The sequence below is a fragment of the Dysosmobacter segnis genome (assembly GCF_014297285.1).
GTDB classification, from domain to species: Bacteria; Bacillota; Clostridia; order Oscillospirales; family Oscillospiraceae; genus Oscillibacter; species Oscillibacter segnis.
In genome coordinates this window covers 256,967-277,889 of record NZ_JACOQI010000002.1, presented here as the reverse complement: position 1 = coordinate 277,889, position 20,923 = coordinate 256,967, and the positions used below count along the sequence as shown (strand labels likewise).

General features: G+C 49.9%; 29 protein-coding genes, 10 tRNA genes and 1 other RNA gene. 28 read left to right on the top strand and 12 right to left on the bottom strand.

The features are described 5' to 3' along the window. Positions 1–16 precede the first annotated feature (16 nt). From H8Z83_RS03750 to H8Z83_RS03710, 9 genes are all read right to left on the bottom strand, one after another. A complete protein-coding gene (locus H8Z83_RS03750; RefSeq protein ID WP_187013790.1) occupies positions 17–343 on the bottom strand; it encodes a hypothetical protein in 327 nt (108 codons plus the stop codon). Between the two features lie 69 nt (positions 344–412). After that, the gene (locus H8Z83_RS03745) at positions 413–760 is read right to left on the bottom strand and encodes a hypothetical protein (protein WP_187013789.1); all 348 of its coding nucleotides are present in this window, start codon (positions 758–760) and stop codon (positions 413–415) included. Positions 761–851: 91 nt separating this feature from the next. Further along, positions 852–1,262 carry a hypothetical protein gene (locus H8Z83_RS03740; RefSeq protein WP_187013788.1) on the bottom strand — a complete coding sequence of 137 codons (411 nt, stop codon included), beginning with the start codon at positions 1,260–1,262 and terminating at the stop codon, positions 852–854. 14 nt (positions 1,263–1,276) lie between these two features. Continuing rightward, entirely contained in the window at positions 1,277–1,480 is a 204-nt protein-coding gene (locus H8Z83_RS03735) for a hypothetical protein (RefSeq protein WP_130849535.1), read from the bottom strand. 134 nt (positions 1,481–1,614) lie between these two features. After that, positions 1,615–2,016 (bottom strand): hypothetical protein, encoded by a 402-nt coding sequence (locus H8Z83_RS03730; RefSeq protein ID WP_187013787.1) that lies wholly within the window; start codon positions 2,014–2,016, stop codon positions 1,615–1,617. Between the two features lie 3 nt (positions 2,017–2,019). Next, complete coding sequence (locus tag H8Z83_RS03725; protein WP_165449847.1) at positions 2,020–2,160, bottom strand: hypothetical protein; 141 nt, start codon at positions 2,158–2,160, stop codon at positions 2,020–2,022. A 114-nt stretch (positions 2,161–2,274) separates the two neighbouring features. Then, a complete protein-coding gene (locus H8Z83_RS03720) occupies positions 2,275–2,766 on the bottom strand; it encodes a J domain-containing protein (protein ID WP_187013786.1) in 492 nt (163 codons plus the stop codon). A gap of 89 nt (positions 2,767–2,855) precedes the next feature. Next, the gene (locus tag H8Z83_RS03715; protein WP_187013785.1) at positions 2,856–3,191 is read right to left on the bottom strand and encodes a hypothetical protein; all 336 of its coding nucleotides are present in this window, start codon (positions 3,189–3,191) and stop codon (positions 2,856–2,858) included. A gap of 73 nt (positions 3,192–3,264) precedes the next feature. Then, positions 3,265–3,516, bottom strand: coding sequence for an LPD11 domain-containing protein (locus H8Z83_RS03710; protein WP_187013784.1), 252 nt, complete (start codon positions 3,514–3,516; stop codon positions 3,265–3,267). A 95-nt stretch (positions 3,517–3,611) separates the two neighbouring features. Here H8Z83_RS03710 and H8Z83_RS03705 point away from each other — a divergent pair, with 95 nt between their 5' ends. After that, positions 3,612–3,848 carry a hypothetical protein gene (locus tag H8Z83_RS03705; RefSeq protein WP_187013783.1) on the top strand — a complete coding sequence of 79 codons (237 nt, stop codon included), beginning with the start codon at positions 3,612–3,614 and terminating at the stop codon, positions 3,846–3,848. Positions 3,849–3,925: 77 nt separating this feature from the next. Here H8Z83_RS03705 and H8Z83_RS03700 read toward each other — a convergent pair whose 3' ends face one another. The 3 genes from H8Z83_RS03700 to H8Z83_RS03690 all read right to left on the bottom strand — a co-directional run bounded on the left by H8Z83_RS03700 (position 3,926) and on the right by H8Z83_RS03690 (position 5,760). Beyond that, the gene (locus H8Z83_RS03700; protein ID WP_187013782.1) at positions 3,926–4,339 is read right to left on the bottom strand and encodes a hypothetical protein; all 414 of its coding nucleotides are present in this window, start codon (positions 4,337–4,339) and stop codon (positions 3,926–3,928) included. A 149-nt stretch (positions 4,340–4,488) separates the two neighbouring features. Then, positions 4,489–4,848, bottom strand: a complete 360-nt coding sequence (locus H8Z83_RS03695) for a hypothetical protein (RefSeq protein ID WP_187013781.1) — start codon at positions 4,846–4,848, stop codon at positions 4,489–4,491. Between the two features lie 114 nt (positions 4,849–4,962). Then, entirely contained in the window at positions 4,963–5,760 is a 798-nt protein-coding gene (locus H8Z83_RS03690) for a hypothetical protein (RefSeq protein WP_187013780.1), read from the bottom strand. A gap of 1,194 nt (positions 5,761–6,954) precedes the next feature. Between H8Z83_RS03690 and H8Z83_RS03685 the strand changes: the two genes are divergently transcribed. From H8Z83_RS03685 to H8Z83_RS03555, 27 genes are all read left to right on the top strand, one after another. Next, entirely contained in the window at positions 6,955–7,713 is a 759-nt protein-coding gene (locus H8Z83_RS03685) for a tyrosine-type recombinase/integrase (RefSeq protein WP_187013779.1), read from the top strand. Between the two features lie 367 nt (positions 7,714–8,080). Further along, positions 8,081–8,455: a hypothetical protein gene (locus H8Z83_RS03680; protein ID WP_187013778.1), complete on the top strand. Its 375-nt coding sequence runs from the start codon at positions 8,081–8,083 to the stop codon at positions 8,453–8,455. 76 nt (positions 8,456–8,531) lie between these two features. Beyond that, positions 8,532–8,945: a riboflavin biosynthesis intermediates N-glycosidase gene (ybiA, locus tag H8Z83_RS03675; RefSeq protein WP_130849550.1), complete on the top strand. Its 414-nt coding sequence runs from the start codon at positions 8,532–8,534 to the stop codon at positions 8,943–8,945. 8 nt (positions 8,946–8,953) lie between these two features. Then, positions 8,954–9,151 (top strand): hypothetical protein, encoded by a 198-nt coding sequence (locus tag H8Z83_RS03670; protein WP_187013777.1) that lies wholly within the window; start codon positions 8,954–8,956, stop codon positions 9,149–9,151. 19 nt (positions 9,152–9,170) lie between these two features. Further along, the gene (locus H8Z83_RS03665) at positions 9,171–9,539 is read left to right on the top strand and encodes an HNH endonuclease (RefSeq protein ID WP_187013776.1); all 369 of its coding nucleotides are present in this window, start codon (positions 9,171–9,173) and stop codon (positions 9,537–9,539) included. Between the two features lie 31 nt (positions 9,540–9,570). Beyond that, positions 9,571–10,395 (top strand): hypothetical protein, encoded by an 825-nt coding sequence (locus H8Z83_RS03660; protein WP_187013775.1) that lies wholly within the window; start codon positions 9,571–9,573, stop codon positions 10,393–10,395. Between the two features lie 12 nt (positions 10,396–10,407). Further along, entirely contained in the window at positions 10,408–10,623 is a 216-nt protein-coding gene (locus H8Z83_RS03655) for a hypothetical protein (RefSeq protein ID WP_187013774.1), read from the top strand. Positions 10,624–10,669: 46 nt separating this feature from the next. Then, a complete protein-coding gene (locus H8Z83_RS03650) occupies positions 10,670–11,083 on the top strand; it encodes a hypothetical protein (RefSeq protein WP_187013773.1) in 414 nt (137 codons plus the stop codon). Then, the gene (locus tag H8Z83_RS03645) at positions 11,043–11,894 is read left to right on the top strand and encodes a DNA-3-methyladenine glycosylase family protein (RefSeq protein WP_187013772.1); all 852 of its coding nucleotides are present in this window, start codon (positions 11,043–11,045) and stop codon (positions 11,892–11,894) included. Before H8Z83_RS03650 ends, H8Z83_RS03645 begins: the two co-directional genes overlap by 41 nt. After that, positions 11,891–13,111 (top strand): YonV family putative phage-derived protein, encoded by a 1,221-nt coding sequence (locus tag H8Z83_RS03640; RefSeq protein WP_187013771.1) that lies wholly within the window; start codon positions 11,891–11,893, stop codon positions 13,109–13,111. Before H8Z83_RS03645 ends, H8Z83_RS03640 begins: the two co-directional genes overlap by 4 nt. Before the next feature lie 87 nt (positions 13,112–13,198). Beyond that, positions 13,199–13,381: a hypothetical protein gene (locus H8Z83_RS03635; RefSeq protein WP_187013770.1), complete on the top strand. Its 183-nt coding sequence runs from the start codon at positions 13,199–13,201 to the stop codon at positions 13,379–13,381. A 5-nt stretch (positions 13,382–13,386) separates the two neighbouring features. Continuing rightward, positions 13,387–13,743, top strand: coding sequence for a hypothetical protein (locus H8Z83_RS03630; protein ID WP_187013769.1), 357 nt, complete (start codon positions 13,387–13,389; stop codon positions 13,741–13,743). 3 nt (positions 13,744–13,746) lie between these two features. Then, positions 13,747–16,569, top strand: coding sequence for a hypothetical protein (locus H8Z83_RS03625; protein WP_187013768.1), 2,823 nt, complete (start codon positions 13,747–13,749; stop codon positions 16,567–16,569). A gap of 352 nt (positions 16,570–16,921) precedes the next feature. Further along, entirely contained in the window at positions 16,922–17,113 is a 192-nt protein-coding gene (locus H8Z83_RS03620) for a YonK family protein (RefSeq protein WP_130849560.1), read from the top strand. Positions 17,114–17,121: 8 nt separating this feature from the next. Beyond that, positions 17,122–18,354 carry a hypothetical protein gene (locus tag H8Z83_RS03615; RefSeq protein ID WP_187013767.1) on the top strand — a complete coding sequence of 411 codons (1,233 nt, stop codon included), beginning with the start codon at positions 17,122–17,124 and terminating at the stop codon, positions 18,352–18,354. Positions 18,355–18,365: 11 nt separating this feature from the next. Next, positions 18,366–18,656, top strand: a complete 291-nt coding sequence (locus H8Z83_RS03610; RefSeq protein ID WP_130849562.1) for an HU family DNA-binding protein — start codon at positions 18,366–18,368, stop codon at positions 18,654–18,656. A gap of 127 nt (positions 18,657–18,783) precedes the next feature. Further along, a tRNA-Ala gene (locus tag H8Z83_RS03605) sits at positions 18,784–18,859 on the top strand. Between the two features lie 137 nt (positions 18,860–18,996). Beyond that, positions 18,997–19,072: transfer RNA gene (locus H8Z83_RS03600), tRNA-Ile, on the top strand. 204 nt (positions 19,073–19,276) lie between these two features. Then, positions 19,277–19,705: a transfer-messenger RNA gene (ssrA, locus tag H8Z83_RS03595) on the top strand. 6 nt (positions 19,706–19,711) lie between these two features. Further along, a tRNA-Pro gene (locus tag H8Z83_RS03590) sits at positions 19,712–19,781 on the top strand. A gap of 191 nt (positions 19,782–19,972) precedes the next feature. Further along, positions 19,973–20,048: transfer RNA gene (locus H8Z83_RS03585), tRNA-Asn, on the top strand. 3 nt (positions 20,049–20,051) lie between these two features. After that, positions 20,052–20,126, top strand: a tRNA-Met gene (locus tag H8Z83_RS03580). Between the two features lie 163 nt (positions 20,127–20,289). Then, a tRNA-Val gene (locus tag H8Z83_RS03575) sits at positions 20,290–20,365 on the top strand. A 3-nt stretch (positions 20,366–20,368) separates the two neighbouring features. Beyond that, a tRNA-Gly gene (locus H8Z83_RS03570) sits at positions 20,369–20,443 on the top strand. 3 nt (positions 20,444–20,446) lie between these two features. Continuing rightward, positions 20,447–20,533, top strand: a tRNA-Leu gene (locus H8Z83_RS03565). Positions 20,534–20,666: 133 nt separating this feature from the next. Continuing rightward, positions 20,667–20,743, top strand: a tRNA-Met gene (locus H8Z83_RS03560). Between the two features lie 104 nt (positions 20,744–20,847). After that, positions 20,848–20,921: transfer RNA gene (locus tag H8Z83_RS03555), tRNA-Cys, on the top strand. Positions 20,922–20,923: the final 2 nt, after the last annotated feature.

Here is a 20,923-nt window from a genome sequence, read left to right as displayed (position 1 = left end):
CGCCCTCCCCAAATTTTTATACTCCTATTCCTCTCTTGAATTTCTCATAGTCGATGACGCAGATGATGGCGCTCATTGCGTCCAGATACCCCGCAGACTTATCAACCGCCTGCACGCCATTCTTCTTATCCTCCAGATACTGGTCGCGTGATTTATCAAACCACTGACCGTAGATCATGACCACCATATCCCGGATATTCTGAAGCTCGATGTTGTTGCGCTTATCAATTTCCAGCACTTCGTAGATGGCCTTGGCCTCCTCGCCGGAGACGATACCCCGCACTTTCGGGGCGTATTTCTCCCTCAGCTCCTGGATGGCGTGAAAATCAGTTTTCGTTGTCATGTGTCATTCCTCCATTATTTTGACTTTCTACTTTAATTACAGAAAGAAAGGCAAATTTGCTAACTTTGTTTATGCACCAAATGCACGATGCCCAGCGGCTCCCATGCGTGCAAAATAAATACCATCATTGTCTGCAATCAGGGTATTGCATCGCTGAATATCAGTAAGCTCACAGTATAGGTTTTTGACCGTTTCACCAGGCACCCATGTGTCGGTGTCATAATCGTCTGCGATGTCGCCATCCCAGCCCTCATATGCAGTCGGGTCATCAGCAAGTTGCTTTACTGCATCTACCAATACTCCCTTGGGGCCGTATTCCCAATTCTCAAAAATACGAACGGGGTTCCCGTCTTTCAGAATGACCATATACAGGCCACCACCGTTGTCTTCGTATACTTCCCACGTCATTTTGCTCATTAGTAATCGCCTCCTGGTATAATCACAGAAACAAAACCGGTTTTGCTAACTACTCCAGAAAAAAAAGAGCGGGCGATTTTGCCCGCTCTCCTCAGATTGCATAAACCAGCTCCACGCCGTCCCGATCTGCAAAGAACTTTTCCGCCACTGGGCAATAACTGCACAAGGCGGTGTTGCATTTTCCACGGGCACGGCAGGCACAACCATCCACACCGCAAATGTCGGGCGCATTCCGCTTGGAATGAAGGATAATCCGCTTGCCGGTCAACCTCTCCACCAGCAGCTTTTTGAGGTAATTCAGTGCATATTCGTCCTTATCAAAAAACTGCTCGTCGATCTTCCACATCCAGGTTGACTTCTTCCCGGTTTCGTTGACATATTCCGCATCCTTTTCAACCCGGATTTCTTTCCCGTTGGAAAGATGCACAATAAAAACCTTCTCACTGATTTTCTCAGCATCCAGGAACAGGCTATCGGTCACATACATCTCCACCATCGTCACGATACCTCCTCCTATCAATAGCCAGCGGCGCGACCAAACTTAACGGCCTCTTCACCCTCTGCCAACTCCCGGATATACTCGATCTTCCCGTTGGGGAGTTGCCACTGACGGATATAAAGGCGACCTCTGGCCCGTGCCTCTGTTTTATTCTTCACGGTAAAAACCGCTTCACCCGTGCCGCCGTCATCATCAGTGATACAAACTGCATAGCGTTTCATTCTTTCAACCTCCGTTAATTTACTTTGCTGCTTGGAGCGTTGCCCCTTACACTATATTTACAGACGGTTTTTCAATCCTGCTAACCTAACCGGCAAAAAAATAACGGGCCAGCTACCAGGCCAGCCCGTTTTTATCAACCGTAAATCACTTCGCCGAAAATCGCATACTGCATGATACAGTCAGCGGAAACTCCGTCGTACTCGTCAAAGTCATCCGCGTTATAATCTTCCATGTACTTTTTCCAGCCGTTCAGAAGTTTTTCCAACGTCAGCTCGTGGTCTTTGTCGTCCTCACGGTCGTACACGGTCAGCTTGCCGCCGCTCTCCAGAATCTCGGCCAGCACGTCCTCATAGCAGGGCTTCATATCGGCCTTTTCTCTCTCCGCCAGCCGCTGCCGCGCCGCCTCGTAGTCCTTCTCATCGCTGCACAACTCGCCCCAGTAGTCAAAGCCGCCTGCCTCGCAGGACAGTACACAGTCCACGATGTTCTCTGTCGTGATCTTCAATTCCTTTTCGATCTTGAATGTGTGTTCCATCTTTCATTCCTCCCGACAAATAACGTGCCGAATTTGCAAAAGCTCTTCGACCGTTCCATCTCTTAAAATCTCGCGGTTTTTGGCCTCGATCTCTTTGGCCTCCGCTTCGGTGATTTTCTTATCGCCCAGGTAGTAGCACTTCAATGGACTTGACCACCTCCCACTATAATTACAGACTGTTCCGATCATTTGCTAACCACTCAGTAAAATTTTCCGAAAAAGAAAAGGCGGGCCAGGTTTTCCCAGCCCGCCGATCTGTTATGCAACCGCGATTTTTCCGCTACCCTCTTTTTCGATCTTCTCGCTTCCGTAGTAGCCTCTGATCTCGTCCAGCGTCAGAGACTTCTTGCTCCGCTTCTTGTATCCGTCGCGGTGGAAATACCACGCGGATTTGTTGCTGCTCCACCGGAAAGACAGGGCTTTCAGCTCTTCCTTGTGCGGCCTGGTGTCGCCAGTGACCCACACCCAGGAACCGCATACCTCGATCTCGATGCCCTCCATGTGAATCAGCTTTTCGATGATGTCCATGAACTCCGTGGCCGTCTCGGTCGTGGCCGTCCGTGCCGTGTAAAACTCGCCCTCTGCGTTTTTGTGGGTATCCTTCAGCCGGGAGAACAGCGCTTCATACTCAGCGTTGATCTCCTGCATATCCGAAGTTTTGCCGCCCCGGTCAGGATGATTTTGAAAAGCCAGCTTCTTGTATTGCTTTTTCAGGTCTTCCAGTGTCTCAGGATTATTGAACCACTTCATGTTTGTCAGCCTCCGTTATTTTCATTTGATTTTCTGGTATCTACTATAATTACAGAATGAAATTCGTATTTGCTAACCTAATCGGGAAATTATTTTCCCCATCCAGGCTCTCCGGGCCAGACCTCACCACGCACAGCACTAAACGGCACAAAGATATTGCGGATGGTTAACTCAGGATAATTCACGGACTCCGGAATCACAACTCGACCATCAGGCAAAATCGTTTCCCGGCGACTTCCGCCCAAGTGCTTTATAGCAGCCTCCACGGTGTCATACAGAGCGGAGACAATCAAGCTATTGTGATAAATTACAACACTTGTTTCCCGTCCGCCAGCGTCCCGCAGCACTCTTACACCCTCGCCAGTATCGTACTTGATAATATGAAAATTTCCGTCAGCCTCCAAAGAAATATAATATTTTGTCACGGTTAGAACCTCCATTCGTTTTCTGATATAATTACAGACAGAAACGGCGATTTGCTAACCGCCCTGAAAATTTTTATACCACCAGCATCTGCTCCGCAAAGTCGTTGATCTGCTGCTCGCTCATCCATTCCGGCGCGGCTCCAATCTCACACAAGCGGCGGTAAATCATCCGCATCAGTTTGATCTGCTCACGCTCGTTGTCTGCCCAGAGATGGCCCGCAAAGCGCCCGCCGTTCCCCAGATAATACAGGCAATCCGCTTCCAGCCGTCCCAGCATCTGATACAGGAACTCCGGTGAACTCTGGTTGATCTCCTGAATGTCCATTTGGTTTCCTCCGTTCCAATGGTTGAAAATTTATTAACTCTTGATATAATTACAGAAAGAAAACAAGTTTTGCTAACCAGGAAGGAGAGATTTTTATGAGACTATTTCGCCGCGTTCCAACGCCTTTTGCAATCACATATTTAGTTAGCGGTCTTCTCCGTGAGTCATTCCAGAAACGAAAGGCTGACAAATATGCAGCCCAAGTTGTCCACCACTACAAACCTGGTGAATCTCCGTATCCATCCCGCACCGTTGGCACTTTGGAAGAAGAACTTGAAAGATTAGATGATACACTCAAAAAATACGAAGAACAAAAAAATAGACGATTATAAAAAAGCCCGCCGGTTAATCCAGCGGGCTTTCCTGTTCTATATTATTCTTTCTGTTCCATGTCCTCCGCCCGGCTTTTTCAGAATGGACGGACTACATCACGCGGGCGATGTCCGTAAACGTCCTTGTAAAAATCGGAATAGAAGGAAAACAGCTCCTCCCACTCGTCGCAGCCCATCGGCTCCGCCTCCAGCTTGTTGCGGATTTCCGCCAGCCGTTCCCGCTCCACCTCTGCTTCCTTCAGCCGTTTAGAATAGCTGTTCAGCTGTCCCGCCACTGATTCCAGCGTGTCACCGCCCAGCCAGGGAAGGGAAGGGGAATAAATCAGGTAATATTCCACCTGGTCAAAGCTCGCAGGCGTTCCGCAACCGGAATAGCAAGGCGATACCGTCACCTTGTCACCGTTGCAGGCCATGGTCAACGTGATCTCCCGAAAACCGGCGGCTTTAATCCGTCTCCGTAGCTCTCTTGCGGTTTTTTCAATCGTCATCATTTTGCGTCGCTCCCTTATGTTGTTTTGAATCTCCTGTTATAATTACAGACGTATTCCCGCATTTGCTAACCGTTCCGAAAAACTTTCTTGCACGGCCTGGAAAACAGAAAAGCGGGCGGGAGCCGTAGCCCTCGCCCGCCGTCCTGCTGTTAGATGAAATACATCTCGCCGTTGATTTCCAGGGCGATGGCCTCTTGTCCCATCTCCCGCTTCAGCTCCTCGCACAGCTCCACCACGCGCCCGACGTGCTCCTGGAGCGCCGCATCCGCAGCGTAGGCGAAAACTACCGTTGTAGCCTCTGCCACCAGGCCAGCAGCCGGAGACATCCAGTAGCCCAGCGCCGGGGTGGAAGTCGCGCCGCCGAAAAGCTCGGAGAGGAGCGCCGCCGTTTTCTTGACCTGTTCCGTATTGTCCGCCGCCTGGTCAATGCCGTTTGTGGCGGGCACGTAAACCGTGATCTTGCTGGAGAGCTTCAAGCAATTTTTCAGAACCGCGTTATTGATAGTCATTTTTGTGTTCCCCTTTACGTTTTTTTTGTTGGGGGCCGGCAAAACGGAACGCCGGCCCCACTATCATTTACAGACTGATTTTCTTTGTTGCTAACCGTTCGGAAAAATTTCTTTTCAGGCAACCCGCAGACTTTCCAGCGCTGCCCGCATCTTGACAATGCGCTTGTGTACGGCCACGTTAGAGATGCCCACGGCTTTCCCGATCTCGCGCTCTGTCTTGTGCGCGGCTACCATTTCCAAAATCTGCCGCCCAATCTCGTCCAGCCCAGCGCGGAAGCTGTCAAGGTCGGCCCGGATGATGGCGCTTGTTTCGGTGTTCACCGTAGCATCGCCGCAGCAGGTTTCAAGGAAGCTCGCCGCGTTGCCCTCGCCGTCTTCAATCTGCCAGTCATACGCCGCGCCGTGTTTGCTGTCGGCGTAGTATACCGCCGCAATGGAAGCCCGCGCCGCATTGTAAACGACGGACACCAGGCGCATCGGGCGCTTGCCCTGAGCGGCGCGGCGTTCATTGGTCGCGGCCAGCTTGTCAAGGTCGGACAGCTTGTCAAGAACCCGAATACAGGTTTCAGACACAAATTCATCAAAATCATGGGCACGGAAGCAACCGAACGCGGGCACTTCAGAGAACTGCAGGTAATGGTCTTCGGTAGAATAGCCGATCTCATTCTTTGCCGCCTTGCGGATGCAAGCGGTCATCATGCGCACTTTGTCAGCGTCGGCCATGTTCGCCCACTCGCCCGCGATGGCGGCGGCGTTGGTCTCAGCGTTTGCGCCCTCAGCTTCAGCCCAGGCGATCTTCAGACATTCACCCATCAGGACTTCAGACACCTTGCACCCCATGTCAGCCGCCGCCGCTTTGCGGATGGCCCATGCCCGCGTCATGGTCTCGCTCATGTTGTAAGTCTTTTTCATTGTTCATTCTCCTTTACGTTGATTTACTTTGTTGCTATCGGGAAGCGGTGGAGCCTGCCGCCCGGAGAGGATACCCCCGGCCAACGGCCCCAGCGCCCGCCCTCTTTAACTGTCTATATCTTATCATAAAAGATCCCATCCGTCAATCATTTACTTTGTTGCTATATCCAAAAAGTTAGAAAAATATCCTATTTTACACCAAAACGGGCATATTTACAGCGTAAAAAGCACAGAATACAAGGCATTATTTTCGTCATTATGCTGCATTTCTTATTGAATCTTTGTGCATTTTGCCAATTAGCAAGCCGGTTGGCCTGAGATCGCCGCCCATGCCCAGCGCCCGCACAGACTGCCCCAGCACGGCCAGCAGGGGAGACGGCCAGCAGACACGGCACGAGAGCGGCCAGCCCTGCCCCATGCCGCAGGAGAGCACGACACACCCAGCACCCCGGCCAGACGGACACGCCGCCCGCCGCCCCTATGCCGCCAGCTTGCCCGCCCAGATCGAACAGACAGAGCCAGCAGGAGAACACGAGGACATCCGAAGAGGGAGAAGAGAAGCACGAAGGGAGAAAGGGCGAAAAGATGAGGACTTGCGCCCGCTTGCCTGCCGAATTGCCGCCCAAGTCATAAAGGCATCGAACCCCGCCCGAAGCCAGCCCGACAGGAGCCAGCGCCGCAGGCCAGCAGGCACCCCGCCCGCCACCGTGCCCAACTCCAGCCCCGTCTCATTTTCTGCCCGCTTTCAATTCTGCTTTTGGAGAGTTTGCAGAACCCCGGCCCGTTTTCGCCCGTCAGCAGACGAACAACGGCACCCCGCCCGCCTGCCTGGACGCCACCGGCACCGGGGGAGCCTTCACATTTTCGCGCCCGCCCCGTTTCTCACGAAACGACTCAGTACCTCTACTCTATCACGTACGCCCCATATCCCCATTTTTCACTCGGGATCAATCTCGACGATTCCCCAACAGTAAATGAATTAAACCCATACCTCCAAAATCACATTTTTAGCCTTACAGCCTCGGTTTTTCTGTCAACCCTCTATAATTCACCCCGTTTACAGTCGTATTCTTCTCCGATAGCAACAAAGAAAACTAATATTCTGATTGACTTTAGACCCCAGATATGGTAGAATATATTAAGGTAAGAGACAACAACTGACGGTCTTTTGTGACAAAGAAAATGAGGTGGACTATGGACACGCAACTTACCTTCTTTGATCAGCCTACGGCTCCTCAGATCAATACCGTACCGCCGACCAGCTGTAAAATCATTCAGTTCCCCGGTACCTCTGCTGTCGAGCCTCCCAAGAAGGTCAACTACCGCAAAGGAGAAGAGCAGACGGTTTTTCCGATCAAGTCTCGTGAGCAGCTTGACGCTATGGCCTCCTGGCTACGGGCCAATGCTGATCCCAAGTACCTGCTGGCATTCATCTTGGGTATCAACCTCGGACTCAGAGCCAACGAGCTTCTGGAACTGAAGTGTTCTGATATTTTCTTCCCTGACGGCAAGATCCGCTACATTGTCGGAGACTACACCGATACCACCGACAAAATCTCAGTCTTTCAGGAGAAGGTAGACAAGCGACGTGGACTCTATCTGAATGAATCATGTGTCCACGCCATTCAGTGGTACTACGGTAACGATGCCAGCCACTACTCTGACGAGTACATCTTCGCTTCCCGCGAAGGTGGTCACATTGAAGTGGACACCCTGCGCAAGAAGTTGAAGGATGCGGCTAAGGCTTGCGGGATCAAGCAGAACATTGGTACCCATACCCTACGGAAGACTTTCGGATACTTCCACTACCAGAGCAACCACGACATTGTGTTCCTCCAGCGTCTTTTCGGTCATTCCAGTGCTCTCATCACCATGCGCTATATCGGAATCGCAGACGAGGAAGAGAAGAAAGCCTACCACGATGTTTCAATCGACCTGTTAGGGGACATTTGATTTTCTCTGGTGTCCACACTGCCAGTCGGCAGAAGACTCAAGATACTGGGGGGATGGGTAGATGACTAAATCGAAAGTGTCTACCCCGCACCTACCTTTTGGGTTAGGCCGCTACCAACTCTCCGTATATCCGCGAGCGAAGCGAGCGGCCTAACTGCAAAAACTTCCCCTTTGCAAATTGGCTATTTTTGCAACTTTTAGACTACTTTGAGCGTAGCGATATTACCCCTTCCCCTTCTAAGGGACGATTTTCAAATACCCCGTTTGTTGACGAGCGTTTGAGCATCGAAATTTAGAATTTATCACCTCAAAAGTGATAATTCGATTTTGGGGTTCTGAACTTTTGAACATTTTTGGAGGTTTTACTATGTTCCTGAAGAAGCACTCTCAGCCAGAATGGACGCCGGCTGACCGGCAAAGAGAACGGTTGCTGTTGGACTACTTTGCCGCCGAAACAAATCTGGAAGAGAAAGCTAAGGTAGCGATTGTGCGCAAGGGCGTCATTGACCTTTACCCGGACGGCCCCGACAAAGATCGTGCCATCAAGGACTTTGAGGCGGCGCAACACTCTCTGCTCTGTGCGATCGGTACGGTGGATGGGCTGCGAAATGACATGAGGTCTTACATTGCGGCGCACGAGAAGGACTTCGAGGCTACAGCTCGATGGGCAGTCCCGAGTGTCAACATTTCCAGCCATACCATCATCGAAAAGGTCTACCGTGATTTCTTTGCGGCACGGTAATGAGGTACGGTCATGATCGAGACACAAAACACCGGTATGCTCTGTATATATCGATACGAAATGATGGAGGTATAACATGGGAGTAAGTATCAGCGAGTTTAGAGGTGAGTATTATTTTCTGAGTAACTTCTACTCGGCACCAGTTACCTACAATGGAATGTGTTTTGAGAATAACGAGGCAGCGTTTCAAGCGGCTAAATGCCCAGAACGTATGACTGAGTTTTGCCGTCTGAATCCGTCAGAGGCAAAGAGGCTTGGGCGTAGGGTTAAGCTCCGTGGTGACTGGGAAGCGGTCAAAGATACCGTTATGTATGAGATTTGCAAGGCAAAGTTCTCACAGAATCCTGATTTGGCAGACAAGCTTGTTGCGACCAAAGATGCCGAACTCATTGAAGGTAATACTTGGGGCGACCGCATCTGGGGCGTCTGTGATGGCGTTGGAGAAAATCGCCTTGGTAAAATCCTTATGCGGGTCAGAGCAGAAATGTGATGTGAACTATGAAGAAGGCTAACACTTATAAAGGAAAACTCGGCTGGCAGTCTGAGTTTAGCCACAGATATGCTTGCTGGGCGAACAACCACAATGGGTGGGCAAAAGCCAAAAAGTCCAACAAGCGGTTGGCTAAGCGCAGATTGAAGGATGAGCTACGGAAAGAACTTGTTTATAGCGCATCGGATAAACAAGTTGGAGAATGAGCGGAAGGAGAATTTATGAATGGAAAAGAGACGCAGGCTGACGCCGGCAGAGCGCCGCACCATTTATGACAAGATGGGCGGGCGGTGTGCATACTGCGGCGAGCAGCTGAACTATGAGGATATGCAAGTCGATCACGTTGTTGCGCTGAGGAGTGAGGGCGAAGACGATCTGGCAAATATGCTGCCGGCCTGTCGGAGCTGCAATCACTACAAGCGCAGCAACTCATTGGAGGGCTGGCGGCGAATACTGGAAGCTATGCCGGTCACCTTGGAGCGTGACTGCTATACTTACCGTCAGGCTGTACGGTTTGGTATGGTTAAGCCAACGCCAAAGAAAATTACATTCTACTTTGAAAGGGTGGGTGAAGAACATGGATTGCCCCGTTAAATTGAGAAGCGGCGTCCCGACCGATGCCGACATGAGAAAGATCAATACCGTAAGCTCACACCCGTTGACCGCCGATCAGGTGTTTATATTCGGTATGAGGGTGTGCAGCAACGATGTGGATAAGGACTTTGAGCGTTTTACTACTAAATCGCTTCATAGCCTTGCCAAAATGTACATCGGCAAGCCGGGGATTATCAAGAATGAGAAGAGTGCTCGTATCTACGATACCGTCGTGGTCTCTGATATCGAGAGGACTACGAGATCCGGCGATATCTATTGCGAACTGATTGCATATGCTTACATCCTCCGTTCTGAGGTGTCTAAGCAGCTGATCGAAGACCTGAATGCCGACATGGTAAAGAATGTGTCTATCGGATGTAGTGTAGCCTCTACGACCTGCTCCATCTGCGATGAGGAAACCTGCTCTCACGTCAAGGGGAGTGTTTACGATGGGAAGTTGTGCTTTAAGAACCTCAACTCTCCGGTTGATGCTTACGAGTGGGCTTTCGTGGTTGAACCGAAGAAGCCCGATGCGGCCATGACCCTTGACGAAACGATCCAGCACTGCTATAAGGTTGGGGAAAGACTGAGAAAAAGCAACCCTTGTGATACCTGCGCTGCCGAGCATGAACAGCTCGCTCACTGGTTGGAGGAGTTGAAAAAGCTCAGAGTGGAATGCGACGGGCTGCGCTCGAACTGGTATAAGTGTGCGGAGAAAGTGAAAGCGCTGCGGGCAGAGCGCGACGCTGCTGTGTCGGATCTTCGGAAGCTCGTTCCTGTCTGGAAGTGGGATGGCGAGAAGGAACAAAGCTCCCGTGAGGAAGCGCCCAAATGCGGTTGCGTGGACTTTGGATAAGGCGGTGAATATATGAAACATTGTGATTTTTTCGGTCGGGAGCTTGTGGTCGGAGATCGTGTGGCCTACATTGACTCCAAGTACCAAGAGCTTCGGAACGGCGAGATCTTAAAGCTCAATGAAAAGCAGGCGACTATTCGTAATCTGGACGACAACGGCCTATTCGGAGACAAGATGGGATATGGCCGGACGTGTAGAGGATATGGCTGCATAGTGAAGAAAGTTTGACTTTCAAATAGCAACAAAGTAAATCAATCAGAAAGGAGCGCGTGCAGTGGACGACCTTAAAGAGTTGACGCACAGACTGAGCGAGTACGAAACAACGATCCTGCGTATGAACCAGGAGCGTGCCGCTCTGTTTGAAGAGGTGCAAGCGTATAGAAATGCCGCAAGACTCTATGGAATTGACCCGGCGACAATGCTGACGCTGGCTAAGAGCCAAGTCAAAACCTGCGCCGATAATATCCGCCTCATTGAGAAAATGCAGGAGGTATTTGAGCTGTTTCGGTATGTGCCGGAGAATCTGACGGAGCAGGAGGTTGTATCAGCAATCACCCAATACGATGGCGACGGCTCCAAGCCGTATTGCGATCTGGTGTACTGCGGACTGAGCATAATCCGCAAATATTTGAAGAAAAGGAGCGAGTATGATGAGTGGCGAAAAGGTAATTTGCCGGAGGGTTTCTGATGGCGTGCTCATTAACATTCCCCATACGTTTGATTTGAAGCAGATTGCAGATTCCGGCCAGTGCTTCCGGCTGACCGCACTGCAGGATGGGGGATATGTGGCGGTCACCGACATGAAACTGGTGAAAATCACACCGGGTACCAATGGCGGGTATGTTTTTCACTGCCCCTATGATGAGTTCCGGGATGTATGGATGCCCTATTTTGACTTGTCTGCTGACTATGAAGCATATCAGCAGAAGATGGCCGGAGACCTGTTTTTGCGGGAGGCGATCGCGGCAGGTGGCGGCATTCGTGTCCTGAGACAGAATTTGTGGGAGATGGTAGTGACCTTCATTATCTCTCAGCGGAACAATATCCCGCGCATTCGCAAAGCGGTAGATATTCTCTGCCAGACATTCGGTACGCCGCTGGGGGAGATCGACGGTCAGCAGTTCTATTCCTTCCCGACACCGGCGCAGCTGAGAGGTCAGGATTTGTCACCGGCATCGCTGGGCTATCGTGAAAGCTATGTGAAAGAGATGGCCGAGTATGACGAAGATTTCTGGGTGCAGCTCCAGAAGCAGGATGACGATACAGCCCGGAAGACGCTGATTGCTCTGCGGGGCATTGGCGAGAAGGTTGCGAACTGTGTGATGCTGTTTGGGCTTCACCGTATGGACAGTTACCCCAGGGATGTGTGGATCAACCGCATGATTGATGATATCTACCATGGCAATTTCGACCCTTCTCAGTACGCCGGATTTGCCGGCTATGTTCAGCAGCTCCAATTCTTCTATTACCGCAAGACGGCGAAGGAGGAAAGCGTGTGATCGTTAAGGTATGTGACACGATTATGGGAGCAGGTAAAACCGAGTCCGCGATCACTTTGATGAACCAAGACAAGGAAAGCCGCTACGTATTTATCACGCCATACCTGGACGAAGTAGAACGAATCAAACGGAGTTGCAGTGGGCGGAAATTCAAAGATCCGCAAAGCAAAGGTAAGGGTAAGTTGGAAAATCTGCATTACCTTTTGTCTATGAGGGATAACATCGCCAGTACTCATGCGCTGTTTGAGTCGTATAACGATGAAACGATTTCGCTGATCCAAGACGGCGGCTATAAGCTCATTTTGGATGAGGTTTTCCAAGCCGTTCAGACAATCCCGATTTCTCCAAAGGATTTGCAAATGCTCAAGCGGGAGATGATCGAGGTTGACTCTGAGTACCGTGTGCGGTGGGTAAATGATGACTACGAGGGTAGATTTGAAGACCTGCGGGATATGTGCATGACCGGCAACGTCATTTTGTATAATGACTGCCTCTTGCTATGGAAGTTCCCGATTGAGGTATTTCAATCCTTCGATGAGGTGATCATTCTCACCTATATGTTCGATGCCCAGGTGCAGAAATATTACTTCGACATTCATAATATCGAAGTTCAGCGGATCGGAACGGTTTGTGAGAACGGGGTATATCATTTCAGCGATACACCTCACATACCGGATTACGTGGCCGAACTCCCAAAGAAAATTCATATCATCGAGGATGAGAAACTGAATAAGATCGGCGAAATGAGGTCGAGCCTATCTGTTTCTTGGTATAAGAAAGCGCGTGATACTAAAGGACAGCCGCTTATCAAACAGCTGAGAAACAATTTGACGAACTTGTTCAAGAATATGCTCAATTCTTCATCAGACCGTAACTTGTGGACGGTTTTTAAGGATTATCAAGCCCTCCTGAAAGGCAAAGGATATACCAAGGGTTTCCTTTCCTGCAATGTCCGGGCTACTAACGCATATCGGAACAGGGACTGCTTGGCCTACTGCGTCAACGTGTACTACAACCCTTTGCTGAAAAACTACTTTCAGGAGCAAGGAGTTGAGGTGCGCGAGGATGATTATGCGTTGAGTGAGATGATCCAGTGGGTATGGCGGTCAGCCATTCGTGATGGCAAAGAAATCTGGATCTACATTCCAAGCAGGCGGATGAGGGAACTGTTTCGGAATTGGTTAAACGGCATCTCTCATGGAAACACGACAGACTAATGCGGCGTCAACGATTCATTTGATCATATAGGGAACTTGAAATTTAAGAGAGCTGACGCGGCGGTGTGTAGCGGAAGGAGGCTTACAATGAACACCGCACGAAAAAATTGTATTTGGTATGACCAATGTGGCTCGGAGTGCCAGGGGAAGTGTGATGACTATTCTCCGGCTGACGACGCAGGGGAAAACGAAGTGTTCTATCAGGGCGTTTTGAAAGAGAACGCTCAGGAGTACGAAAAGGTAATTCAGGAATATTCAGACAGGGGGTAATGTGTTTGAACCGTGAAAATCGCAGAGCTTTGAAAAAGAAGCTCAGGGACAAAGGCTCACGCACACTTGCTGCGGGTGTCCTGGAAAGCCTCGGAAACGAGATCGACAAAAAGATCCATGATGGGGATTTGGTCGCTCTGAATGTGGATCAAATCACAGCTCGGAAGGATTATCCGCATATGCAAGAGGAGTACCGTCAATTCGTGGAGTCCAGCCGCGACAAGGTATTTGTTGCGCATCCGCATCGTGAACGACCCGATGGGTTCTCTGCTCTGATCGAGCTGGAGGGCGTAGAGACCTGGTTGTTCTGGTATGGGGATCTGATTCAAGTCGAAAACATTCAAACTGAGGAAGGTGAATAGGCCATGGGTAACTCGGTCTATATCGTGTCTGTGGATGCCAAGGATTTGTTCTTGGCGAACTATTCAAGCCCGAACAGTAAGGAATATTCTGTGAAGCTGGCTGGATCAGACCACAACGACCAGTTCAATACAAGACGTTTTGTCAACACTTTGGATTATAGCCTCGACCTGATAAAGCTGAGGGAAGTTTATGAGAAGGTATACCGCCGCATGGACTTCACGTTCAGTAAGCGGGGTAAGGAATACTGCCGGCGCGTGATCAATGTCACGTTCAAGTACAGCGTCAAGGAGTTCAACCGCTTCTTTGACAACACCTACATCAAGTATGGCTATCTGCCGCAGGATGTGCAGCTTACCGACAATATTTGTATCAAGGATGGGGAGCTGATTGCTGTACGGGTAGGATCTCCCGTCGAAAATCCGGCCTCTCCCCAGGAGCTGGGGGATCTGTTCGTTTTTGATAATGGAATGTATCGGCTTGGGAAAACCATGAAGGTACTTCTTACCGTAGCCCAGCTTCGGAATCGTCTTTATCAGGACGGATTCACGTGCGATGGTATTGTGTTCCGTAGGTTCAAGCGTTCAAGCGGAAGCAGCCGAATTGGAAAGTGCCTGTTCATTGATGAGCAGCTGTATCCAAGAATGCACAAGTGGGAGCTTTGTGGGCTGAAAGTGAAAGAGGGTCAGGAGATTGATCTGGCCGCTCTGGAAGCCTATATCGCCCTTACTCTGAGTAGCATCGTCGGTACTATTCCGCTGCGGCCCGAGAACTTCTTGGTAATCGACGACTATAAGAGTGTGTTCAAAGATCGCGTTGTGGCGACAAGGATTGGTAGCGATAACTGGCTTACTTCAAAGCCGGAAGAGGTTGAGATCGAGAACAGTATTTGGGACGGACAGTCCCTCATTGACAAAAGTGCTATGGGCGAATGGCAGGATTACGGTATGATCCTTCTGCGGAACCGGTTTTTCAAATCGGCCTGTTTTAATACCAATATCCAGAAGTTCTTTGCCGATCGTGGCATTACTGACGTATCCCAGCTTTCCGGTTTCACGCTGGCGCAGGATATCAGCGATATCAAGGTCATTACTACGCCCAGTAGTATTAAGTACGTGAAGTTTGGAACTCTGGAACAGTGGCTGAGATTGCTGGACGAAGACGGTAACTTTGGTGTCGTGAAGCATGAGAAGCCGACGCATTTCTTTGATGGCCGCATGGTGCAGATCCATTACCAGCTTTTGAATACTCTTCAGCTTTCGCAAGATGATGTTGACCAGTTGGTAAAACCGTCGTTGGATTATCTGCGCATGATCCAGACAGATCCTGCGGTGCTGCGGTACCATATCAAATATATGGGCGGGGATGAGGAGATCGACAGCGACGGAATTACGACGACGAACGATGTGGTATATCAGATGTTGGGCGTCACAGATAAGTTTTCTCAAACGAAGCTGTACCACAACTTCAAAACCGACGTATCGAAGTCGTTCAAAAAAGAGCTGGCCCGTGGACACATCCTTGTAGAAGGGAACTATTCAACTCTGCTGGGAAACCCTATCGAAATGCTCTACTCTGCGATTGGGCAATTTGATGGTGAGAGTAAAATCGGAGTAGGCAATGTTTTTTGCCAACAGTTTGCTTTTGATCAGAGTATTCTCGGATCGCGCAGCCCCCATGTGACGATGGGAAATGTACTCCTGGCGAGGAATACGGACAACGAGGAGATTCGGCAGTACGTCAATACCACGCGAGAGATCGTGTGTGTTAACAGTATCGGTGAGAATATTCTTTTCCGGTTATCCGGTGCAGACTTTGACTCTGATACCATGTTGCTGACGAATAACGCTATCCTTATTCGGGCCGCAGAACAGAACTATCACAAATTCCTCGTCCCGACCAGCATGGTAGACGCTAAGAAAATCGTGCGTCATTATACCAAATCAGATCAGTCTGATCTGGATATCAAAACATCGGTCAATAAAATCGGTGAGATCGTAAACCTCTCCCAAGAGCTGAATACGAAGCTATGGGACGCGCTGAACAGCGGAGCAGATTTTTCCGAGTATGAGGAGCTTTACTGCGAGATCGCCCAGCTGGACGTTTTGAGTAACATCGAGATTGATAAGGCGAAGCGAGAATATGCCGTAGACAGTGTTGCGGAAATCAAACGGTTGAGAAAAAAATATGAGATACGCGACGATGATGGCCGGCAAGTAAAGCCCAACTTTTTCGGGAAGATCGCCCGCATGAAGGGCTACTATGACAGTGTGGGAAAAAACTATCGTTTCCACAATACGACGATGGATTTTTTGCAGCACAGTCTGAACTCTTACCGTACAAGCTATGCTTATACGTCGTTCATCCCGTTTTCTGAACTGTTGGTAAACGACGCTTATCTGCAAAAATCTGTGAGCTATTCACAGGTCGAACGGATCTTGGGGTTTGTCAGGGATATGAGATCTAAGATCCGGGCGGTTTGGGATGGAACAGACGAAAACCTGGATAACTACGGTAAGGCAATCCTGGTACATGAGATTCGGCAGGAGTATATCAACTATATTAAGTCACTGCGGATCAGTCCTCATACTGCATATCGGTTGATGCTCGCCATTGAGGAGCCTCAGAATAAAGATATCTCACGCACCTTGTTTTATACGTTGTTTTCGGCACCTAATCAGTGTTTTTTGGACTTGATTGAGCAGAGCCGGACACCCATTTCAACGTTGACCGAGGTTTCTGACGGCCCGTGGGATGTGGAAATTTATGGGTTCCATTTCCGTAGAGAAACGGTAATATGCCCAAAAACAACGTCCGACAACTGTTGAATTTTCACAATTTTATACAGTTTTTCGGGTTTGTTGGTCGAATAATTCTGAAACCACGTTGGGAACTCCCGTTTGTTGTCGGGAGTTCCCAAGTCCTAAATTTGGTGTAATTTTGAGGGAGTACCCTCAAATTTATTAGAAAAGGATGGTTCTCGTGGTTCCTATTAACAAGACAGAAAAAGATCTGCTGGTCAAAGCATTTCCTCCGCATAAGTATCCCCACTACTACTGTTATCCTCGGACGATGAAGCAGGACTCGAAGAGAGGTCATTATTTCTGCGTCGAATCCCCTGAGCTGCTTGCAAAGCTGAACGAAATTCGTTGTATGAACGTGATCGAGGAGCACAAGTAAATGGCAGTGCGGGAGCAGCGTGAGGTATATTCTCACGCAACAATCGACTGCTCCGATATGACGCTGACGGAGTATGACGTGAATGGTGCTCGGACTTACGATATCAAGGAGATCTTGGAGCGTTGGGCCGGCGTACCAAACATTGAAATTGAAATCAGGCAGAGTACGCTTCTGCCGGCAGAAGAGGGGTGAAGACATTCGTGAATCCAAAGTATGAACGCAGAGAAGGTGAGGATACATATGAATATGGTCTTCGCCTAATCGAAATCAAAGTCGAACAGAAGCCCGACGATCTGGACTGGGAAGACATCGTTGAAGCAACTGGCATCGAATGCCATCGGGATAGTTTGAGAAAGGCGGCATCTGTAACGCCATACTCCGGCTATGCTGTTGCGCAGTATTTCAAGAAAAAGTATGCCGCTCAGGGTAATCCCGGCCAGGACGATTATATGGGAGAGCTGAACTGTAAAATTGCGGAGATGCGTAAAGAGGCCAAACGCTTCTACGACCAGCGCCGCGAGTTCAATAAGATGGTCGATCGGATGGGTCGTGAGGAAAATCTGGAAGATCGGCTCGTTGAGGCTGCTCAGAATCTGAATGAGTTTTTGCCGCTATCGGTTAATAAACCGGACGACTTTTGTATGTTCCTTGGCGATGCTGAGGCTGTTCTTGTGTTTGCCGACTGGCATTACGGTATGGTGACGGACAATATCTGGGAGCAGTATAATACTCAGGTATGCCGTTATCGTGTGGAACGGCTGATTGAGCGAGCAGTTGAGCGTATCAGGCTGAATAAATGCCAGAGACTTCATGTCGTGTTGTTGGGCGACGCGGCTCATGGTTCAATACACACCAGTGCGCGTGTTGCCTCTGAGGAGCTGACGTGTGACCAGATCATGCAGGTGTCAGAAATTATGGCACAGGCGATCAGTGTTTTGGCCGACGAGGTTGAGCAGACAGTAGTTCACGCGACCTACGGAAATCATTTGAGAACCGTTCAAAATAAAAACGACAGTATTCATGCGGATAACATGGAGCGGCTGATCCCCTGGTGGCTTGAGCAGCGGCTTCATGATCGCGGCGATATCGTTTTCCCGGAATCGGAGTATTACGAGTTTTTGTACTTCTCCGTATGCGGGTATAACATTTGTGCCGCCCATGGCGACTTGGACAACGTGAAGAATGCCGGAAAGACGCTGCACACGCTGTTTGCCAAGAAGTATTCCAGCGATATTGACTATGTGGTGTTGGCCGATAAGCACCATAAAGAGGAGTTTGAAGAGTTGGGAATCGAGAGTATGATCGCACCCTGCTTGTGCGGTACGGATGATTATGCTAACGGAAAACGGCTCTATTCGACTCCGGCACAGCTGATGATGGTTTTCCGCCCCGGAGTAGGTGCGGATGCCTGCTATCAGATCAAATTGAATTAAGGAGTGGGACAATGGTTAAGGCCGATATCGTGTCCGCTCTGTGCGAGAAAGGCTACTACAAGAATCAGGCCAATGATGTGGTGGACGAAGTGCTCCAAATCATCAGAGACGCGCTGGTTCGCGGGGAGCAGGTACAGCTCAGAGGTTTCGGAACCTTTGAGGTGAAAACCAGAAAAGGCCGCAATAGCAAAAACATCTCCACCGGGGAGATGCGGGTATCGAGCGATAGCAAGGTGCCCACGTTCCGAGCCAGTAACAGCCTGAAAGAGGATGTTCGCGCCGGTACAGACTCGCAGCAGTGACACAAAAAATATAAAATAATTTTCTTTGTAGCTATTGACATCCAGAAATGCCTATGGTATCATATGACCATAGCAACAAAGAAAATCAACGAAAACAGCGCCGCCCCTTATTAGGGGGCGGACATATGGGGCCATAGCTCAGCTGGGAGAGCGCCTGCCTTGCAAGCAGGGGGTCGGGAGTTCGATCCTCCCTGGTTCCACCACTATGCTGTATTGGCTAAGTTGGCGTTTGTGCGGTTCAGCTCATTACTTTTACTGCTATCTCAGCCAAAAGCCTATCGGCTGCAGACGAGGTTTTTCGGACGTACAGCTATTACGGCAGACGCATCTGCCGTAATATCGGGATATAGCTCAGTTGGTAGAGCACACGATTGATAATCGTGAGGTCAAAAGTTCGATCCTTTTTGTCCCGACCAGTCCCATTCGCCACAGGAATGGTATTTTGACCGAATGCCGATGACAAGGCGGGAGATACGGCTGTGGCACATATCTTTCTCTATGAACTGCAAGACTTCCCCTTCCACGCGCCGATAAGATTCGACGTCTGAGATATGCAGGGATTGGGGAACGTGGTCGGGCAGCGCCTACGCCCGAACCGGTACACCTTGACAATTTCATATGGGGCCGTAATGGGTTCGACGGGGTTCTGAGAGAGTAAGACTCGCAGGTAGAAGACCGCCTCAAGGCTTAAACAAAAATGAAATGACAACGATACGACTGTTGTAATGATCCATCCCGCTTTTTCCGCTGCTCTTGCAGCAAAGGGAATTGCCGCCTGATGACGGCTGGATTCCAAAACGATGTACCCACTGACCGGGTAAACATCTGAGGTCAAAGATTCGGTCAGAGTATTGCAGTTTTCCTTGTCACTGTGAAAAGAAACAAGGTGGTGGAGGTGCATCTAACCGATGCGCCTTGGGCGCGGAGTGACAACTGCTGATCCGCCCGTCTCAGTTTGAGGCGAATTGATAAAGTGTTGTCTATTGCGTAAGACTGTTTTATTCATGTAGGGATTTCGGACAGGGGTTCGATTCCCCTCGGCTCCACCATATATAGAGGATGTAGTGATAACGGTAGCACGCCTGCCCAGGGAGCAGGAAGAACGGTTCGAGTCCGGCATCTTCTACCATTTTTGGGGCACGTACAGCAACTTTCAAAAACTTTTTATGGGAAAAAGAACAACCGTGTTCCGTATTTTGAGACGCTAACAGCAATTTTGAAAACAATTCTACTTGAAATAGAAAAATCATCGCCTTTAACTAAGCATATGCCGAACAAATGTGGTGTCGTTAAGAATGCGTCTCGTAGATCTATATTGGCCCGTAGCTCAGATGGTAGAGCGTCTGACTGTTAATCAGATGGTCGCAGGTTCGAGTCCTGCCGGGTCAGCCATATTGCGGGGTGTAGCAGTGGTAGCTTACCAGCCTCATAAGCTGGTGGTCGCAGGTTCGAGTCCTGCCCCCGCAACCATGCCCGTCCCACGAACAGAGCGGAGACTGTAAACCGAATGGGAAATAGAAACCTTCACATCTGGCAGTGATGACTTTTACAAGGTTTTGGGAGTAAAACCGGCGCAATCCGGCAGGCGAAGTACGAGCCGGCACCATGGCTTACGGTGTGAGTAAGCCGATCTGTCCGGTTAGCTCAGCTGGGAGAGCATTTGCCCTACAAGCAAAGGGTCGGCGGTTCGATCCCGTCACTGGACACCATATGCGGGTGTAGCACAACGGCCAGGGCACCGGCCTTCCAAGCCGGGGATGCGGGTTCGATCCCCGTCACTCGCTCCATATGCCGGAGTGGTGGAATCGGCAGACGCGGAGGACTCAAAATCCTCTGGTAGCGATACCGTGTGGGTTCAAGTCCCACCTTCGGCACCAAGGCGTATCTGCATTAAATCACAGCCCCGCACCATTTTTTCGGTTTTGATGGTCACTCGACCCAGTGCCAGTACTGGGATGAGAGGGTTGCAATCACGAAGTACAAGTGATGTGAGCCACGCAAACCGTATATGGCAGTATGACTGGAGATGGCTCCAGCACGACCTCATACGTCGTAAGACGCAGGTTCGAGTCCTGCTACTGCCACCACAGCTCTCCCATTTTGGGCGAAACGATATTATAAATAGCGGTGGCCTTATGAGTGGGGCGTTAATCAATGGGGCTGACATCCATTACCGCTGAAGTCAGCTTATGATACCGTAGCCAAGTGGCAAGGCTCTGGGCTGCAACCCCAGGATCATAGGTTCAAATCCTATCGGTATCTCCATA

Excerpts from the sequence above, each read along its gene's own strand:
- H8Z83_RS03750 (WP_187013790.1), bottom strand. The coding sequence starts at position 343 with ATGACAACGAAAACTGATTTTCACGCCATCCAGGAGCTGAGGGAGAAA.
- H8Z83_RS03745 (WP_187013789.1), bottom strand. The coding sequence starts at position 760 with ATGAGCAAAATGACGTGGGAAGTATACGAAGACAACGGTGGTGGCCTG.
- H8Z83_RS03735 (WP_130849535.1), bottom strand. The coding sequence starts at position 1,480 with ATGAAACGCTATGCAGTTTGTATCACTGATGATGACGGCGGCACGGGT.
- H8Z83_RS03730 (WP_187013787.1), bottom strand. The coding sequence starts at position 2,016 with ATGGAACACACATTCAAGATCGAAAAGGAATTGAAGATCACGACAGAG.
- H8Z83_RS03720 (WP_187013786.1), bottom strand. The coding sequence starts at position 2,766 with ATGAAGTGGTTCAATAATCCTGAGACACTGGAAGACCTGAAAAAGCAA.
- H8Z83_RS03710 (WP_187013784.1), bottom strand. The coding sequence starts at position 3,516 with ATGGACATTCAGGAGATCAACCAGAGTTCACCGGAGTTCCTGTATCAG.
- H8Z83_RS03705 (WP_187013783.1), top strand. The coding sequence starts at position 3,612 with ATGAGACTATTTCGCCGCGTTCCAACGCCTTTTGCAATCACATATTTA.
- H8Z83_RS03700 (WP_187013782.1), bottom strand. The coding sequence starts at position 4,339 with ATGATGACGATTGAAAAAACCGCAAGAGAGCTACGGAGACGGATTAAA.
- H8Z83_RS03695 (WP_187013781.1), bottom strand. The coding sequence starts at position 4,848 with ATGACTATCAATAACGCGGTTCTGAAAAATTGCTTGAAGCTCTCCAGC.
- H8Z83_RS03690 (WP_187013780.1), bottom strand. The coding sequence starts at position 5,760 with ATGAAAAAGACTTACAACATGAGCGAGACCATGACGCGGGCATGGGCC.
- H8Z83_RS03685 (WP_187013779.1), top strand. The coding sequence starts at position 6,955 with ATGGACACGCAACTTACCTTCTTTGATCAGCCTACGGCTCCTCAGATC.
- H8Z83_RS03680 (WP_187013778.1), top strand. The coding sequence starts at position 8,081 with ATGTTCCTGAAGAAGCACTCTCAGCCAGAATGGACGCCGGCTGACCGG.
- ybiA (WP_130849550.1), top strand. The coding sequence starts at position 8,532 with ATGGGAGTAAGTATCAGCGAGTTTAGAGGTGAGTATTATTTTCTGAGT.
- H8Z83_RS03670 (WP_187013777.1), top strand. The coding sequence starts at position 8,954 with ATGAAGAAGGCTAACACTTATAAAGGAAAACTCGGCTGGCAGTCTGAG.
- H8Z83_RS03665 (WP_187013776.1), top strand. The coding sequence starts at position 9,171 with ATGGAAAAGAGACGCAGGCTGACGCCGGCAGAGCGCCGCACCATTTAT.
- H8Z83_RS03660 (WP_187013775.1), top strand. The coding sequence starts at position 9,571 with ATGAGAAAGATCAATACCGTAAGCTCACACCCGTTGACCGCCGATCAG.
- H8Z83_RS03655 (WP_187013774.1), top strand. The coding sequence starts at position 10,408 with ATGAAACATTGTGATTTTTTCGGTCGGGAGCTTGTGGTCGGAGATCGT.
- H8Z83_RS03645 (WP_187013772.1), top strand. The coding sequence starts at position 11,043 with ATGATGAGTGGCGAAAAGGTAATTTGCCGGAGGGTTTCTGATGGCGTG.
- H8Z83_RS03635 (WP_187013770.1), top strand. The coding sequence starts at position 13,199 with ATGAACACCGCACGAAAAAATTGTATTTGGTATGACCAATGTGGCTCG.
- H8Z83_RS03625 (WP_187013768.1), top strand. The coding sequence starts at position 13,747 with ATGGGTAACTCGGTCTATATCGTGTCTGTGGATGCCAAGGATTTGTTC.
- H8Z83_RS03620 (WP_130849560.1), top strand. The coding sequence starts at position 16,922 with ATGGCAGTGCGGGAGCAGCGTGAGGTATATTCTCACGCAACAATCGAC.
- H8Z83_RS03610 (WP_130849562.1), top strand. The coding sequence starts at position 18,366 with ATGGTTAAGGCCGATATCGTGTCCGCTCTGTGCGAGAAAGGCTACTAC.